This is a genomic window from Escherichia sp. XD33 (assembly GCF_019375075.1).
GTDB classification, from domain to species: domain Bacteria; phylum Pseudomonadota; class Gammaproteobacteria; order Enterobacterales; family Enterobacteriaceae; genus Enterobacter; species Enterobacter flexneri_A.
The window spans coordinates 33,446-48,939 of sequence record NZ_JAENDM010000013.1 but is presented as its reverse complement, the minus strand read 5'-3'; the positions used below and the strand labels follow the sequence as shown (position 1 = coordinate 48,939).

At 51.2% G+C, this 15,494-nt stretch carries 18 protein-coding genes; 8 read left to right on the top strand and 10 right to left on the bottom strand.

All coding sequences use genetic code 11. The features are described 5' to 3' along the window. Positions 1-80: 80 nt before the first annotated feature. The 3 genes from lpxM to znuA form a co-directional block, all read right to left on the bottom strand. Positions 81-1,052 (bottom strand): lauroyl-Kdo(2)-lipid IV(A) myristoyltransferase, encoded by a 972-nt coding sequence (gene lpxM / locus K0778_RS10110; protein WP_153449077.1) that lies wholly within the window; start codon positions 1,050-1,052, stop codon positions 81-83. A gap of 119 nt (positions 1,053-1,171) precedes the next feature. Continuing rightward, positions 1,172-2,494, bottom strand: a complete 1,323-nt coding sequence (gene mepM / locus K0778_RS10105; RefSeq protein WP_001184045.1) for a murein DD-endopeptidase MepM — start codon at positions 2,492-2,494, stop codon at positions 1,172-1,174. 15 nt (positions 2,495-2,509) lie between these two features. Continuing rightward, the gene (znuA, locus tag K0778_RS10100; protein WP_001300644.1) at positions 2,510-3,442 is read right to left on the bottom strand and encodes a zinc ABC transporter substrate-binding protein ZnuA; all 933 of its coding nucleotides are present in this window, start codon (positions 3,440-3,442) and stop codon (positions 2,510-2,512) included. Between the two features lie 78 nt (positions 3,443-3,520). On the opposite strand from znuA, the gene znuC reads away from it, so the two are divergent. Together znuC and znuB are read left to right on the top strand one after the other, a co-directional pair. Then, entirely contained in the window at positions 3,521-4,276 is a 756-nt protein-coding gene (znuC, locus tag K0778_RS10095; protein WP_000202990.1) for a zinc ABC transporter ATP-binding protein ZnuC, read from the top strand. Beyond that, entirely contained in the window at positions 4,273-5,058 is a 786-nt protein-coding gene (znuB, locus tag K0778_RS10090) for a zinc ABC transporter permease subunit ZnuB (RefSeq protein ID WP_000571479.1), read from the top strand. The genes znuC and znuB overlap by 4 nt, the downstream gene beginning before the upstream one ends. 340 nt (positions 5,059-5,398) lie before the next feature. Here the strand turns inward: znuB and ruvB are convergent, their stop codons facing one another. The 3 genes from ruvB to yobI form a co-directional block, all read right to left on the bottom strand. Then, the gene (ruvB, locus tag K0778_RS10085; RefSeq protein WP_042111557.1) at positions 5,399-6,409 is read right to left on the bottom strand and encodes a Holliday junction branch migration DNA helicase RuvB; all 1,011 of its coding nucleotides are present in this window, start codon (positions 6,407-6,409) and stop codon (positions 5,399-5,401) included. Between the two features lie 8 nt (positions 6,410-6,417). Then, positions 6,418-7,029 carry a Holliday junction branch migration protein RuvA gene (gene ruvA / locus K0778_RS10080; RefSeq protein WP_000580327.1) on the bottom strand — a complete coding sequence of 204 codons (612 nt, stop codon included), beginning with the start codon at positions 7,027-7,029 and terminating at the stop codon, positions 6,418-6,420. Positions 7,030-7,167: 138 nt separating this feature from the next. After that, a complete protein-coding gene (gene yobI / locus K0778_RS10075; RefSeq protein ID WP_072094247.1) occupies positions 7,168-7,233 on the bottom strand; it encodes a stress response small protein YobI in 66 nt (21 codons plus the stop codon). A gap of 70 nt (positions 7,234-7,303) precedes the next feature. Between yobI and K0778_RS10070 the strand changes: the two genes are divergently transcribed. Next, positions 7,304-7,906: a YebB family permuted papain-like enzyme gene (locus K0778_RS10070; RefSeq protein WP_001024904.1), complete on the top strand. Its 603-nt coding sequence runs from the start codon at positions 7,304-7,306 to the stop codon at positions 7,904-7,906. Position 7,907: 1 nt separating this feature from the next. On the opposite strand, the gene ruvC is transcribed toward K0778_RS10070, so the two are convergent. The 4 genes from ruvC to aspS all read right to left on the bottom strand — a co-directional run bounded on the left by ruvC (position 7,908) and on the right by aspS (position 11,575). Then, positions 7,908-8,429 carry a crossover junction endodeoxyribonuclease RuvC gene (ruvC, locus tag K0778_RS10065; RefSeq protein ID WP_001295503.1) on the bottom strand — a complete coding sequence of 174 codons (522 nt, stop codon included), beginning with the start codon at positions 8,427-8,429 and terminating at the stop codon, positions 7,908-7,910. Positions 8,430-8,463: 34 nt separating this feature from the next. Then, positions 8,464-9,204: a YebC/PmpR family DNA-binding transcriptional regulator gene (locus tag K0778_RS10060; RefSeq protein WP_000907234.1), complete on the bottom strand. Its 741-nt coding sequence runs from the start codon at positions 9,202-9,204 to the stop codon at positions 8,464-8,466. A 28-nt stretch (positions 9,205-9,232) separates the two neighbouring features. After that, a complete protein-coding gene (gene nudB / locus K0778_RS10055) occupies positions 9,233-9,685 on the bottom strand; it encodes a dihydroneopterin triphosphate diphosphatase (RefSeq protein WP_001300367.1) in 453 nt (150 codons plus the stop codon). Positions 9,686-9,802: 117 nt separating this feature from the next. Then, the gene (gene aspS, locus K0778_RS10050; protein WP_001258678.1) at positions 9,803-11,575 is read right to left on the bottom strand and encodes an aspartate--tRNA ligase; all 1,773 of its coding nucleotides are present in this window, start codon (positions 11,573-11,575) and stop codon (positions 9,803-9,805) included. Between the two features lie 309 nt (positions 11,576-11,884). Here aspS and K0778_RS10045 point away from each other — a divergent pair, with 309 nt between their 5' ends. From K0778_RS10045 to cmoB, 5 genes are read left to right on the top strand one after another with little or no spacing between them, the layout of a single operon-like run. Then, positions 11,885-12,451, top strand: coding sequence for a hydrolase (locus K0778_RS10045; protein WP_000891621.1), 567 nt, complete (start codon positions 11,885-11,887; stop codon positions 12,449-12,451). Then, a complete protein-coding gene (locus K0778_RS10040; RefSeq protein WP_000639274.1) occupies positions 12,448-13,266 on the top strand; it encodes a DUF72 domain-containing protein in 819 nt (272 codons plus the stop codon). Before K0778_RS10045 ends, K0778_RS10040 begins: the two co-directional genes overlap by 4 nt. A gap of 52 nt (positions 13,267-13,318) precedes the next feature. Beyond that, positions 13,319-13,714: an MAPEG family protein gene (locus K0778_RS10035; protein ID WP_000252980.1), complete on the top strand. Its 396-nt coding sequence runs from the start codon at positions 13,319-13,321 to the stop codon at positions 13,712-13,714. A gap of 40 nt (positions 13,715-13,754) precedes the next feature. After that, a complete protein-coding gene (gene cmoA, locus K0778_RS10030; protein ID WP_000019590.1) occupies positions 13,755-14,498 on the top strand; it encodes a carboxy-S-adenosyl-L-methionine synthase CmoA in 744 nt (247 codons plus the stop codon). Further along, complete coding sequence (cmoB, locus tag K0778_RS10025) at positions 14,495-15,466, top strand: tRNA 5-methoxyuridine(34)/uridine 5-oxyacetic acid(34) synthase CmoB (RefSeq protein ID WP_000564725.1); 972 nt, start codon at positions 14,495-14,497, stop codon at positions 15,464-15,466. The genes cmoA and cmoB overlap by 4 nt, the downstream gene beginning before the upstream one ends. Positions 15,467-15,494: the final 28 nt, after the last annotated feature.

The following is a 15,494-nucleotide window of genomic DNA, read 5'->3' as shown; positions in this document are numbered from 1 at the left end:
ATAGTTCAACAGATTTCGAATATTCTGAAGCAAACTTGAACTTATCATCAGGCGAAGGCCTCTCCTCGCGAGAGGCTTTTTTATTTGATGGGATAAAGATCTTTGCGCTTATACGGCTGGATTTCGCCCGGTTTGCGAGTTTTCAGCAATTTTAGTATCCAGGTGTATTGTTCTGGTCGCAGACCAACAAAAATCTCGACTTCTTCATTCATCCGCCGCGCAATCGTATGATTATCCGCCTCTAACAGATCATCCATCGGTGGGCGCACCTGAATCGTCAGACGATGCGTCTTGCCATCATAAATCGGAAACAGCGGTACAACGCGCGCACGGCACACTTTCATCAAACGACCAATCGCGGGCAACGTCGCTTTATAGGTGGCAAAGAAATCCACAAATTCGCTGTGCTCTGGGCCATGATCCTGATCGGGTAAATAATATCCCCAGTACCCCTGACGTACCGACTGGATGAATGGTTTAATACCGTCATTTCTCGCATGCAGACGACCGCCAAAGCGACGACGCACCGTGTTCCAGACATAATCAAAAACCGGGTTGCCCTGATTATGGAACATCGCTGCCATTTTCTGCCCTTGCGAGGCCATCAGCATGGCAGGAATATCGACGGCCCAACCGTGCGGCACCAGAAAGATAACTTTCTCGTTATTACGCCGCATCTCTTCGATGATCTCCAGCCCTTGCCAGTCAACGCGCGGCTGAATTTTCTCCGGCCCGCGTATTGCCAACTCAGCCATCATTGCCATCGCTTGCGGCGCGGTGGCAAACATCTCATCAACAATCGCTTCGCGTTCAGCTTCACTACGTTCTGGAAAGCAGAGCGACAGATTGATTAACGCACGACGGCGTGAGCTTTTTCCCAGTCGTCCGGCAAAACGTCCCAGCCGTGCCAGAATGGGATCACGGAACTTTGGCGGCGTTAAAGCGATACCCGCCATCGCTGCTACGCCCAGCCATGCTCCCCAGTAGCGCGGGTGGCGAAAGGATTTATCAAACTCAGGAATGTATTCGCTATTATTTTTTTTCGTTTCCATGCTTTTCCAGTTTCGGATAAGGCAAAAATCAATCTGGTGATAGTGTAGCGGCGCAACTTGCCCCGCACCAAATAAAAAAAGCCGGTACTGACTGCGTACCGGCTGCGAATGGATGTTAATTAATCAAACCGTAGCTGCGGCACAATCTCTTTGGCCTGCGCCAGGAATTCGCGACGATCGGAGCCGGTCAGCCCTTCGGTACGCGGCAGTTTTGCCGTCAGCGGGTTTACGGCCTGCTGGTTTATCCATACTTCATAGTGCAGATGCGGCCCGGTTGAACGTCCGGTATTACCGGAAAGCGCGATACGGTCGCCACGTTTCACCTTCTGTCCCGGTTTCACCAGAATCTTGCGCAAGTGCATATAACGCGTGGTGTAGCTGCGACCATGACGAATAGCCACATAATAACCTGCTGCGCCACTGCGTTTGGCAACCACCACTTCACCGTCACCCACTGAAAGCACTGGCGTACCCTGCGGCATGGCGAAATCAACACCTCTGTGTGGTGCAACGCGACCGGTCACCGGATTAGTACGACGCGGGTTAAAGTTAGACGAGATACGGAACTGTTTCGCCGTCGGGAATCGCAAGAATCCTTTCGCCAGACCAGTACCGTTACGATCGTAGAATTTGCCATCTTCAGCGCGGATAGCGTAATAATCTTTACCTTCTGAACGCAAACGTACGCCCAGCAGCTGGCTTTGCTCACGTTTACCATCAAGCATTTCTCGAGACATTAACACCGCAAATTCATCGCCTTTTTTCAGTTTGCGGAAATCCATTTGCCACTGCATGGCTTTAATCACTGCGCTCACTTCGGCGCTGGTTAAACCGGCGTTTCTGGCGCTGGCAACAAAGCTTCCCCCGACGGTACCTTTCAGCAGATTGTTAACCCACTCTCCTTGCTGCATTTCGCTGGTCATTTTAAAACCGTTAGCGGCAGTACGGTCATAGGTTCGGGTTTCACGACGAGACACTTCCCAGGTGAGGCGCTGCAGTTCGCCGTCCGCGGTTAATGTCCAGGAGAGTTGTTGACCGATTTTCAGGTTACGCAATTCTTTGTCGGCCGCAGCCAGTTGGGTGATATCACCCATATCAATACCATACTGATTGAGAATGCTGCTTAGCGTATCGCCAGTGGAAACAACATATTCATGCACGCCCGCTTCACCGGCGATTTTGTCATCCAGTTCGTCCTGGGGAATGGCTTCATCTTCTTGTGCAGCTTGATCAATCGGCTCACTGGCTTCAGGTAAGAGCGAACGAATTTCGTTCTGTTCCAGCTCAATGGTTTTGACAATTGGCGTGGCATCACGGTGATAAACATAAGGCCGCCAGACAGCGACGGCCAGAGTAAGAACGGTGAGCGACCCCAACATAACGCGGTGTGGTCGCGGTAAATTATTAAACGCCAGGGCGACAGAGCGGGCTATCTGTTGCACGTAATCACTTCCTCATTAATCTCCTTTCAGGCAGCTCGCATACTGGTTGGCTAATTGACTCAGGAATTCTGAATAGCTTGTTTTACCCAGTTTGATATTCGTCCCCAGGGGATCCAACGTTCCCATACGAACGGATGTCCCTCGTGCGACGCTCTCAACGACCGCTGGCCTGAACTGTGGCTCAGCAAAAACGCAGGTTGCTTTTTGCTCAACCAACTGTGTTCTTATTTCATGTAAACGCTGCGCGCCAGGTTGAATCTCAGGGTTAACGGTAAAATGACCAAGCGGTGTCAGTCCAAACTGTTTTTCGAAATAGCCGTAAGCATCGTGAAAAACGAAATAACCTTTCCCCTTGAGCGGCGCGAGCTCGTTACCAACCTGCGTTTCGGTTGAGGCTAATTGTGCCTCAAAATCCTTCAGGTTGGCGTCAAGTTTGGCTCGACTTTGCGGCATAAGTTCCACTAATTTTCCATGGATTGCAACCGCTGTAGCCCGCGCTATCTCTGGGGAAAGCCAAAGATGCATGTTGAAATCGCCGTGATGGTGATCTTCGTCACTTTTTTCCGCGTGGTCGTGATCATCATCATCGCCGTGAATACTTTTCATCAGTAGCGGTTTCACATCTTCAAGCTGCGCAATCGTTACCTGCTTCGCTCCTGGTAATTTGCTTACCGGTTTTTGCATAAACGCTTCCATCTCCGGGCCAACCCAAACGACTAAGTCCGCGTTCTGTAAGCGTTTTACATCCGATGGGCGCAGTGAATAATCATGTTCTGAAGCGCCGTCAGGAAGTAAAACCTCTGTTTCTGTTACCCCATCAGCAATGGCAGAAGCGATGAACCCAACGGGTTTAAGCGAAGCGACAACGGCGGCATCTGCGGCCTGTGTTGCACCTCCCCAGAGAGCGGCGGATAATGCTGCGAAAAGAAGCGTTTTTTTATGTAACATAATGCGACCAATCATCGTAATGAATATGAGAAGTGTGATATTATAACATTTCATGACTACTGCAAGACTAAAATTAACATGACAAGTCTGGTTTCCCTGGAAAATGTCTCGGTTTCTTTTGGCCAACGCCGCGTCCTCTCTGATGTGTCGCTGGAACTTAAACCTGGAAAAATTTTGACTTTACTTGGGCCAAATGGCGCAGGTAAGTCGACACTGGTACGGGTAGTGCTCGGGCTGGTAACACCCGATGAAGGGGTTATCAAGCGCAACGGAAAACTGCGCATCGGCTATGTACCGCAGAAGCTGTATCTCGACACCACGTTGCCACTGACCGTAAACCGTTTTTTACGCTTACGCCCTGGTACACATAAAGAAGATATTTTGCCTGCACTGAAACGTGTCCATGCCGGGCACCTGATTAACGCACCGATGCAAAAGCTCTCTGGTGGCGAAACGCAGCGTGTACTGTTAGCGCGAGCATTGTTAAATCGCCCGCAATTATTAGTGCTGGATGAACCCACTCAAGGCGTGGATGTAAATGGCCAGGTGGCGTTATATGACCTTATTGACCAACTGCGTCGTGAACTGGATTGTGGCGTTTTAATGGTTTCTCACGATCTGCATCTGGTGATGGCAAAAACCGATGAAGTGCTGTGCCTGAATCACCACATTTGTTGTTCCGGCACACCGGAAGTTGTTTCCCTGCATCCGGAGTTTATTTCAATGTTTGGTCCTCGTGGTGCTGAACAACTGGGTATCTATCGCCATCATCATAACCATCGTCACGATTTACAGGGACGAATTGTTTTGCGTCGGGGAAATGATCGCTCATGATTGAATTATTATTTCCCGGTTGGTTAGCCGGGATCATGCTCGCCTGTGCCGCGGGTCCGCTGGGTTCGTTTGTAGTCTGGCGTCGTATGTCTTATTTCGGTGATACGCTGGCTCATGCCTCATTACTTGGCGTCGCGTTTGGTTTGTTGCTGGACGTGAATCCATTCTATGCGGTGATTGCCGTTACGCTGCTGCTGGCGGGCGGTCTGGTATGGCTGGAGAAGCGTCCACAGCTGGCGATCGACACGTTATTAGGGATTATGGCGCACAGTGCCCTGTCGCTGGGCCTGGTGGTCGTTAGTCTGATGTCTAATATTCGTGTTGATTTGATGGCTTACTTGTTCGGTGATTTGCTGGCAGTGACGCCGGAAGATCTCATCTCCATCGCCATTGGCGTGGTCATCGTGGTGGCTATTTTGTTCTGGCAATGGCGCAATTTGCTGTCGATGACGATTAGCCCGGATCTGGCGTTTGTTGATGGTGTGAAATTACAGCGCGTGAAATTGTTGTTGATGCTGGTGACGGCATTGACGATTGGTGTAGCGATGAAATTTGTCGGTGCGTTGATTATTACTTCGTTGCTGATTATTCCTGCAGCTACTGCGCGTCGCTTTGCCCGTACGCCGGAACAGATGGCTGGTGTCGCTGTTTTGGTGGGGATGGTGGCAGTGACTGGCGGTTTAACCTTTTCCGCATTTTACGATACGCCGGCTGGTCCGTCGGTGGTGCTATGTGCGGCACTGTTATTTATTCTCAGTATGATGAAAAAGCAGGCCAGCTAATCTATCGCTGAACACATTTGTCGGATGCGGCGCGAGCGCCTTATCCGACCTACGGTTCGCTATCTCTGGCTGGCCTGATAAGACGCGAACAGCGTCGCATCAGGCACACTGCCAATGTCGGATGCGGTGCGAGCGCCTTATCTGACCTACGGTTCGCTATCTCTCGTAGGCCGGATAAGACGCGAATAGCGTCGCATCAGGCACACTGCCAATGTCGGATGCGTCGCGAGCGCCTTATCCGAGCTACGGTTCGCTATCTCTGGTAGGCCGGATAAGACGCGAATAGCGTCGCATCAGGCACACTGCCAATTTCGGATGCGGTGCGAGCGACCAATCCGACTTACGGCATTTCTGGCGGCGTTATGCCAAAGTGATTCCACGCCCGCGTCGTCGCCATACGCCCACGCGGTGTACGCTGCAAAAAGCCTTGCTGAATCAAATAAGGTTCCAGCACATCCTCAATGGTTTCACGTTCTTCGCCAATGGCTGCCGCAAGGTTATCCAGACCTACCGGCCCACCAAAGAACTTATCGATTACCGCCAGCAATAACTTGCGGTCCATATAATCGAAACCTTCAGCATCGACATTCAACATATCCAACGCCTGAGCAGCGATATCTGCCGAGATGGTGCCATCGTGCTTCACTTCGGCGAAATCACGCACTCGACGCAGCAGACGGTTGGCAATGCGCGGCGTACCGCGAGCGCGACGAGCAACTTCCAGCGCCCCGTCATCACTCATCTCAAGCCCCATAAAGCGTGCGCTGCGACTGACGATATATTGCAGATCCGGCACCTGATAAAACTCCAGACGTTGCACAATCCCAAAACGGTCGCGCAACGGTGATGTCAGCGAACCTGCGCGCGTGGTTGCACCAATCAGGGTAAACGGCGGCAAATCAATTTTAATGGAGCGTGCCGCCGGACCTTCACCAATCATGATATCCAGTTGGTAGTCTTCCATTGCCGGGTACAGCACTTCTTCAACAACTGGCGATAGACGGTGGATCTCATCAATAAACAGCACGTCATGCGGTTCAAGGTTAGTGAGCATCGCTGCCAGATCGCCCGCCTTTTCCAGCACCGGACCAGAAGTCGTGCGTAATTTAACGCCCATTTCATTGGCGACAATGTTGGCAAGCGTAGTTTTACCCAACCCCGGAGGACCAAAAATCAACAAATGATCGAGGGCATCGCCGCGCAGTTTCGCTGCTTTGATGAAAATCTCCATCTGTGAACGAACCTGCGGCTGACCAACATACTCTTCCAGTAATTTAGGGCGAATGGCGCGATCTGCTACATCTTCCGGCAAAGTGGTACCGGCAGAAATCAGACGGTCTGCTTCAATCATCCTTTACCTCATAACGCGGCGCGTAGGGCTTCGCGAATTAATGTTTCACTGCTGGCGTCAGGGCGAGCGATTTTGCTCACCATGCGGCTGGCTTCTTGTGGTTTATAGCCCAGCGCCACCAGCGCAGCAACCGCTTCCTGTTCAGCATCGTTGGTTGCCGGGCTGGCAGGCGACGTGAGCACCAGATCGGCGGCTGGCGTAAAGAGATCGCCATGCAGACCTTTAAATCGGTCTTTCATTTCAACAATCAAGCGTTCGGCGGTTTTTTTGCCAATACCCGGCAGTTTCACCAGCGCCCCCACTTCTTCACGCTCAACGGCATTAACGAACTGCTGCGCTGACATTCCGGAGAGGATCGCCAGCGCCAACTTCGGGCCGACGCCGTTGGTTTTGATCAACTCTTTGAACAACGTGCGCTCTTGTTTATTGTTAAAACCGTACAGCAGCTGCGCGTCTTCACGCACCACAAAGTGGGTGAAAACGATCGCTTCCTGTCCCGCTTCAGGGAGTTCATAAAAACAGGTCATCGGCATATGCACTTCATAGCCTACGCCGCCCACTTCAATTAACACCAGCGGGGGTTGTTTTTCAATGATGATGCCTCTGAGTCTGCCTATCACATGACGCTCCTGCGTAATGAATCAAAGATAATGCTGTATGATAAAAAAATGCTGGATAGATATCCAGCGAAGGATGAAGAAAACTTGCGAGGTGTCTCGATGATCTGAAAAATGGCACAGTATAATTTATTCTACAGGTTATTTTGGAAGCAAATATTTTAATATTACATATTCAGTGAAAAAATGCGTAATAAAAATATACATTGCGCCTCCTGAAAAAATAAATTTTTTATGCTATTACGTATATTCGTATCTATTTCAATGGAATGACAACGTGAATATTAATTACCCTGCTGAATATGAAATTGGAGATATCGCCTTTACATGTATAGGTGCTGCCTTATTTGGTCAAATATCAGCTGCATCAAATTGTTGGAGTAATCACGTCGGGATCATTATCGGTCATAACGGTGAAGACTTCCTGGTTGCAGAAAGCCGGGTTCCCCTCTCAACCATCACTACGCTATCCCGTTTTATTAAACGCTCTGCTAATCAACGCTATGCTATAAAGCGATTAGACGCTGGGCTGACAGAACAACAAAAACAACGAATTGTTGAACAGGTTCCCTCCCGGCTACGCAAACTTTACCACACCGGTTTTAAATACGAATCTTCGCGCCAGTTCTGTTCAAAATTTGTCTTTGATATTTATAAAGAGGCGCTATGTATTCCGGTGGGTGAAATAGAGACGTTTGGAGAATTGTTAAATAGCAATCCGAATGCAAAACTCACTTTCTGGAAATTCTGGTTCCTGGGTTCTATTCCGTGGGAGCGTAAAACCGTTACGCCAGCCAGTTTGTGGCATCATCCGGGTTTGGTGTTGATTCATGCGGAGGGAGTGGAAACGCCTCAGCCGGAACTGACCGAGGCGGTATAACTTAACGCAGTCGCCCTCTCGCCAGGTTCAGCCGCGATTCGCTCATCTGCATCGCATTCTGACTAACGTGGCAGTGGGTGATGGCAATCGCCAACGCATCAGCGGCATCCGCCTGTGGATTAGCGGGCAGTTTCAGCAAGGTGCGGACCATATGCTGCACCTGGCTTTTTTCGGCGCTACCAATACCCACCACCGTTTGCTTCACCTGACGTGCAGCATATTCAAATACCGGCAACTCCTGATTCACCGCCGCCACAATCGCCACGCCGCGCGCCTGGCCCAGTTTCAGGGCTGAGTCAGCGTTCTTTGCCATAAAGACTTGTTCAATGGCGAAATAATCAGGCTGGAACTGGGTGATGATTTCCGTCACGCCCGCATAGATGAGTTTCAGACGAGACGGTAAATCATCCACTTTGGTGCGTATGCATCCGCTACCCAGGTAGGACAGTTGCCTACCTACCTGGCGGATGACGCCGTAGCCGGTCACGCGCGAACCCGGATCAATGCCGAGAATAATAGCCATCACGCGTCTCCGTTTTGCTGTTTAGCAGGCCTCATCAGAGAGTCGCTGCGACCTCATCAGAGATTTCACCGTTATGGTAAACTTCCTGCACGTCGTCGCAATCTTCCAGCATATCGATCAGACGCATCAGTTTCGGTGCGGTTTCTGCATCCATATCAGCTTTGGTAGACGGGATCATGGAAACTTCCGCGCTGTCTGCTTTCAGACCTGCCGCTTCCAGAGCGTCGCGCACTTTACCCATTTCTTCCCATGCAGTGTAGACATCAATCGCGCCGTCATCATAGGTCACAACGTCTTCAGCACCTGCTTCCAGTGCTGCTTCCATGATGGTGTCTTCATCGCCTTTCTCGAAGGAGATCACGCCTTTTTTGCTGAACAGATAAGCTACGGAACCATCAGTACCGAGGTTACCGCCACATTTGCTGAATGCATGACGCACTTCAGCAACGGTACGGTTGCGGTTGTCAGACAGACATTCAATCATGATTGCCGTGCCGCCAGGACCGTAACCTTCGTAGATGATGGTTTCCATGTTTGCATCATCATCACCGCCCACACCACGTGCAATTGCGCGGTTCAGTGTGTCGCGGGTCATGTTGTTAGACAGTGCTTTATCAATTGCTGCACGCAGACGCGGGTTAGCGTCCGGATCGCCACCGCCCAGCTTAGCCGCGGTTACCAGCTCACGAATGATTTTAGTGAAGATTTTACCGCGCTTAGCATCCTGCGCAGCTTTACGATGTCTGGTGTTGGCCCATTTACTATGACCTGCCATAAAAATATCTCCAGATAGCCCTGCCTGTTCAGGCAGCGTTAATTACAAACTGTTCAATCGCCTGCCGGTTGCTCCAGGACTTAGTGAGCGCCGCCGCAGCAGGCGCATCAAGCCACTTGTAAGCCAGATGTTCAGTGAAAACGATCTGCCGCTCGTGCGGAAGCGCAAGACAGAACCATGATTCCGTATTACGCGTCACGCCCGGCGCATAGCGATGACGTAAATGTGAAAAAATTTCAAACTCTACCGTGCGCTGACAGTCAATTAAGGTCAGTTGTTCAGCGACAACATCAATGGTGACCTCTTCCTTTACTTCGCGCATGGCAGCTTGCGGCGCGGTTTCACCCTCTTCCACGCTGCCGGTTACCGACTGCCAGAAATCGGGATCGTCACGCCGCTGCAACATCAGCACCCGTTTCGTATCTTGTGCGTAGATGACCACTAAGATCGAAACGGGACGCTTATACACTTTATCCTTCACGCTGCCTCTTCGTTGACTGCCTTCGCTCATCCCATTCACATAGTTATCTATGCTCATGGGAGTTCACTCAGTTGCCGCCTCGATGCAACGCGAATGATTTCGTGTATTTGAGTCATATCAGTTATTCTCAGCCTTCTTCACAACCTGAATGCTCAGCTCAGCCAGTGCAGTCGGGTTAGCAAAGCTCGGTGCTTCAGTCATCAGACACGCTGCCGCCGTGGTTTTCGGGAAGGCGATAACGTCACGGATATTGTCGGTGCCGGTCAGCAGCATGGTCAGACGGTCAAGACCGAATGCCAGACCTGCGTGCGGCGGAGTACCGTATTTCAGAGCGTCGAGCAGGAAGCCGAATTTCTCGCGCTGTTCCTCTTCGTTGATACCCAGAATACCAAACACCGTCTGCTGCATATCACCATTATGGATACGTACTGAACCACCGCCCACTTCGTAACCATTGATGACCATATCGTAAGCGTTCGCCACCGCATTTTCCGGTGCAGCTTTCAGTTCTGCAGCCGTCATATCTTTCGGTGAGGTGAACGGATGGTGCATTGCCGTCAGGCCGCCTTCACCGTCGTCTTCAAACATCGGGAAGTCGATAACCCACAGCGGTGCCCATTTGCTTTCGTCGGTCAGACCAAGGTCTTTACCCACTTTCAGGCGCAGTGCACCCATCGCGTCGGCAACAATTTTCTTGTTGTCGGCACCGAAGAAAATCATATCGCCATCTTGCGCGGCAGTACGATCCAGGATGTCTTCGATGATTTCTGCATTAAGGAACTTCGCTACCGGGCTGTTGATACCTTCCAGACCTTTCGCGCGTTCGTTAACTTTGATGTAAGCCAGACCTTTCGCGCCGTAGATTTTAACGAAGTTACCGTATTCGTCGATCTGCTTACGGGTCAGCGATGCGCCGCCCGGAACGCGCAGAGCCGCTACGCGACCTTTCGGATCGTTCGCCGGACCTGCAAATACAGCAAACTCAACAGATTTCAGCAGATCAGCAACGTCAGTCAGTTCCATCGGGTTACGCAGATCCGGTTTATCAGAACCATAACGGCGTTCTGCTTCCGCAAAGGTCATTACCGGGAAATCGCCCAGATCCACACCCTTCACTTCCAGCCACAGATGACGCACCAGCGCTTCCATCACTTCACGCACTTGCGGCGCGGTCATGAAAGAAGTTTCCACATCGATCTGAGTAAATTCAGGCTGACGGTCAGCACGCAGGTCTTCGTCACGGAAGCATTTAACGATCTGATAGTAACGGTCAAAACCGGACATCATCAGCAGCTGTTTGAACAACTGCGGGGATTGCGGCAGTGCGTAGAATTTACCTTTGTGCACACGAGAAGGCACCAGGTAGTCACGCGCGCCTTCCGGCGTGGCTTTGGTCAGCATCGGAGTTTCGATGTCGAGGAAGCCGTGGTCATCCATAAAACGGCGCACCAGGCTGGTGATTTTAGCGCGGGTTTTCAGGCGCTGAGCCATTTCCGGACGACGCAGGTCGAGGTAGCGGTATTTCAGACGCGCTTCTTCGGTGTTGACGTGGTTAGAGTCAAGCGGCAGAACATCTGCGCGGTTGATGATAGTCAGCGAGGACGCCAGCACTTCGATTTCGCCGGTCGCCATATCGCGGTTAATATTTTTTTCGTCACGCGCACGTACGGTGCCCGTGACCTGAATGCAGAACTCATTACGCAGTTCAGAGGCCAGCTTTAACGCGTCCGCACGATCCGGATCGAAAAATACCTGCACGATACCTTCGCGGTCGCGCATATCGATGAAGATCAGGCTACCAAGATCACGACGACGGTTGACCCAACCACACAGAGTCACCTGCTGCCCCACGTGGGACAAACGGAGCTGTCCACAATATTCTGTACGCATGAGATATCCCTTAACTTAGCTGCCGGCGGATGCCCCCTGCTGCGCAGGTGACCAAGTCGCAGCGTTAGCTGTATGTCACAACTGAATGAAAAAAGGCGGCTATTATACTGGAAATTCTGCCGCACCGTAAGAGCCTGGCCCGCGCTGGAACGCCTCGTTACCACTTTATATCGGGCCTGAAATCAGACTCTACGCCAGTTTGCTATAAAGGTGTTGCCCGAACTCATAAAAATTAACAAAATTTGTCGTTCCGCCATCGGCTAATCGCATTAAGGTGTGAGGCACGATTTTGTTTTTTCAGGAGTCATTATGCTTGAACTTAATGCTAAAACCACTGCGCTGGTGGTGATCGATTTACAAGAAGGCATCTTACCTTTTGCCGGTGGTCCACATACTGCCGATGAGGTAGTTAATCGCGCCGGGAAGCTGGCGGCGAAATTTCGCGCCAGCGGTCAGCCCGTGTTTCTGGTGCGCGTTGGCTGGTCTGCCGATTACGCTGAAGCATTAAAACAGCCGGTCGATGCGCCCTCACCGGCTAAAGTGTTGCCCGAAAATTGGTGGCAACATCCTGCTGCATTAGGTGCAACCGACAGCGATATCGAAATCATCAAACGTCAATGGGGTGCGTTTTACGGTACGGATCTGGAGTTGCAATTACGCCGCCGAGGTATCGATACAATAGTGTTATGTGGGATCTCGACCAATATCGGTGTTGAATCCACCGCCCGCAATGCCTGGGAACTTGGCTTTAATCTGGTGATTGCCGAAGACGCCTGTAGTGCCGCCAGCGCCGAGCAGCACAATAACAGTATCAACCATATCTACCCGCGCATCGCCCGTGTGCGTAGCGTGGAAGAGATCCTCAACGCGTTATGATTTACATCGGTCTACCGCAATGGTCGCATCCTAAATGGGTGCGGTTGGGGATCACCAGCCTTGAAGAGTATGCCCGCCACTTTAACTGCGTGGAGGGCAACACCACGCTTTACGCCCTGCCGAAACCCGAGGTTGTCCTGCGCTGGCGTGAGCAGACCACAGATGACTTCCGCTTCTGTTTTAAGTTTCCGGCGACCATTTCGCATCAGGCAGCATTACGGCATTGCGATGATTTAGTGACTGAATTTTTGACCCGCATGTCACCGTTGGCTCCGCGCATTGGGCAATACTGGCTGCAACTGCCTGCCACATTCGGCCCACGGGAGCTGCCTGCGCTTTGGCATTTTCTCGATTCTCTTCCTGGCGAATTTAATTATGGCGTGGAAGTCCGCCATCCACAGTTTTTCGCCAAAGGAGAAGAGGAACAAACGCTTAATCGCGGTTTACATCAGCGCGGCGTTAATCGGGTGATTTTAGACAGCCGCCCGGTTCATGCAGCACGTCCACACAGTGAAGCTATTCGCGACGCTCAACGAAAAAAACCTAAAGTTCCGGTACATGCTGTACTGACGGCGACAAATCCGCTGATCCGTTTTATCGGTAGTGATGATATGACGCAAAACCGTGAATTATTTCAGGTCTGGTTACAAAAATTAGCGCAGTGGCATCAGACCACTACGCCTTATCTTTTTTTACATACGCCAGATATTGCCCAGGCCCCGGAACTGGTACATACCCTGTGGGAAGACTTACGTAAAACGCTTCCAGAGATCGGAGCAGTTCCGGCTATTCCACAGCAATCTTCTCTTTTCTGAATTTGCCACCTATCATAGACAAGTGCCATCGGCCATTTTAAAGGGAGTTTGTATGGTAAGCGCGCTGTATGCCGTTTTAAGTGCGTTGTTATTAATGAAGTTCTCTTTTGATGTCGTTCGCCTGCGAATGCAGTACCGCGTTGCCTATGGTGACGGTGGTTTTAGCGAACTGCAAAGCGCTATTCGCATTCATGGTAACGCGGTGGAATATATTCCCATCGCGATTGTGCTGATGCTGTTTATGGAAATGAATGGCGCAGAAACCTGGATGGTGCATATTTGCGGCATCGTTTTGCTTGCTGGTCGTCTGATGCATTATTACGGTTTTCATCACCGTCTGTTTCGCTGGCGACGTTCCGGCATGAGCGCCACCTGGTGTGCGCTGTTGCTGATGGTGCTGGCGAATCTTTGGTATATGCCCTGGGAGTTGGTTTTCTCCCTGCGTTAGCGCACAATACGCCACTTTCTTTTTCCCGGATTTTTACGTTATGTCTCACCGCGACACGCTATTTTCTGCCCCTATCGCCAGACTGGGCGACTGGACCTTTGATGAACGGGTAGCTGAAGTCTTCCCGGATATGATCCAGCGTTCCGTTCCCGGCTATTCCAATATTATTTCCATGATTGGTATGTTAGCCGAGCGCTTCGTTCAACCTGGTACGCAGGTTTACGATCTGGGTTGTTCTCTGGGCGCGGCGACGCTCTCGGTGCGTCGCAACATTCATCATGATAATTGCAAAATTATTGCCATCGACAACTCCCCGGCGATGATTGAACGCTGCCGTCGTCATATTGACGCCTATAAAGCCCCTACGCCAGTAGACGTCATTGAAGGTGATATTCGCGATATCGCCATTGAAAACGCATCGATGGTGGTGCTGAATTTTACCCTGCAATTCCTGGAACCTTCCGAGCGCCAGGCGTTACTGGATAAAATTTATCAAGGGCTGAACCCCGGCGGCGCGCTGGTGCTTTCGGAAAAATTCAGTTTCGAAGATGCCAAAGTTGGTGAACTGTTGTTCAACATGCACCACGACTTTAAACGTGCCAACGGTTACAGCGAACTGGAGATCAGCCAGAAGCGCAGCATGCTGGAAAACGTGATGCTGACCGATTCCGTGGAAACCCATAAAGCACGCCTGCATAACGCCGGTTTTGAGCATAGTGAGCTGTGGTTCCAGTGCTTTAACTTTGGTTCACTGGTGGCATTAAAAGCAGAGGACGCTGCATGATCGACTTTGGTAACTTTTATTCTCTGATTGCCAAAAATCATCTTTCACACTGGCTCGAAACGCTGCCCGCGCAGATTGCTAACTGGCAGCGCGAGCAGCAGCACGGGTTGTTTAAGCAGTGGTCAAATGCGGTGGAGTTTCTACCTGAAATTAAACCGTATCGTCTTGATTTATTGCATAGCGTTACGGCAGAAAGCGAAGAGCCACTGAGCGCAGGGCAAATTAAACGCATTGAAACGCTGATGCGCAACCTGATGCCGTGGCGCAAAGGGCCGTTCTCACTGTATGGCGTCAACATCGATACCGAATGGCGTTCCGACTGGAAATGGGATCGTGTTCTGCCCCATCTTTCTGATTTAACCGGACGCACCATTCTGGATGTCGGCTGCGGCAGCGGTTATCACATGTGGCGCATGATTGGCGCAGGCGCGCACCTCGCGGTGGGGATCGACCCTACGCAACTGTTTCTGTGCCAGTTTGAAGCGGTGCGTAAACTACTGGGTAATGATCAGCGCGCGCATTTGTTACCGTTAGGTATTGAACAACTTCCGGCACTGAAAGCCTTTGATACCGTCTTTTCGATGGGCGTGCTTTACCATCGCCGTTCACCGCTGGAGCATCTATGGCAGTTGAAAGATCAACTGGTCAATGAAGGTGAACTGGTGCTGGAAACGCTGGTTATTGATGGTGATGAGAACACGGTGCTGGTACCAGGCGATCGTTACGCGCAAATGCGTAATGTCTATTTCATCCCTTCCGCGCTGGCGCTGAAAAACTGGCTGAAGAAGTGTGGTTTTGTAGATATCCGCATTGCGGATGTGAGCGTTACCACCACAGAAGAGCAGCGACGCACCGAATGGATGGTTACCGAATCGCTGGCCGATTTCCTCGACCCACATGATCCGGGTAAAACGGTGGAAGGTTATCCGGCACCTAAACGCGCGGTGCTGATTGCGCGCAAGCCGTAAAGGTCTGGTATTACTGCCGGATGCGGCG

Bases quoted from the DNA above. Each gene is read 5' to 3' on its own strand.
- K0778_RS10035 (WP_000252980.1), top strand. From the start codon at position 13,319: ATGGTAAGCGCGCTGTATGCCGTTTTAAGTGCGTTGTTATTAATGAAG.
- lpxM (WP_153449077.1), bottom strand. From the start codon at position 1,052: ATGGAAACGAAAAAAAATAATAGCGAATACATTCCTGAGTTTGATAAA.
- cmoB (WP_000564725.1), top strand. From the start codon at position 14,495: ATGATCGACTTTGGTAACTTTTATTCTCTGATTGCCAAAAATCATCTT.
- K0778_RS10040 (WP_000639274.1), top strand. From the start codon at position 12,448: ATGATTTACATCGGTCTACCGCAATGGTCGCATCCTAAATGGGTGCGG.
- znuA (WP_001300644.1), bottom strand. From the start codon at position 3,442: ATGTTACATAAAAAAACGCTTCTTTTCGCAGCATTATCCGCCGCTCTC.
- aspS (WP_001258678.1), bottom strand. From the start codon at position 11,575: ATGCGTACAGAATATTGTGGACAGCTCCGTTTGTCCCACGTGGGGCAG.
- K0778_RS10060 (WP_000907234.1), bottom strand. From the start codon at position 9,204: ATGGCAGGTCATAGTAAATGGGCCAACACCAGACATCGTAAAGCTGCG.
- ruvC (WP_001295503.1), bottom strand. From the start codon at position 8,429: ATGGCTATTATTCTCGGCATTGATCCGGGTTCGCGCGTGACCGGCTAC.
- cmoA (WP_000019590.1), top strand. From the start codon at position 13,755: ATGTCTCACCGCGACACGCTATTTTCTGCCCCTATCGCCAGACTGGGC.
- znuC (WP_000202990.1), top strand. From the start codon at position 3,521: ATGACAAGTCTGGTTTCCCTGGAAAATGTCTCGGTTTCTTTTGGCCAA.
- ruvB (WP_042111557.1), bottom strand. From the start codon at position 6,409: ATGATTGAAGCAGACCGTCTGATTTCTGCCGGTACCACTTTGCCGGAA.
- znuB (WP_000571479.1), top strand. From the start codon at position 4,273: ATGATTGAATTATTATTTCCCGGTTGGTTAGCCGGGATCATGCTCGCC.
- K0778_RS10045 (WP_000891621.1), top strand. From the start codon at position 11,885: ATGCTTGAACTTAATGCTAAAACCACTGCGCTGGTGGTGATCGATTTA.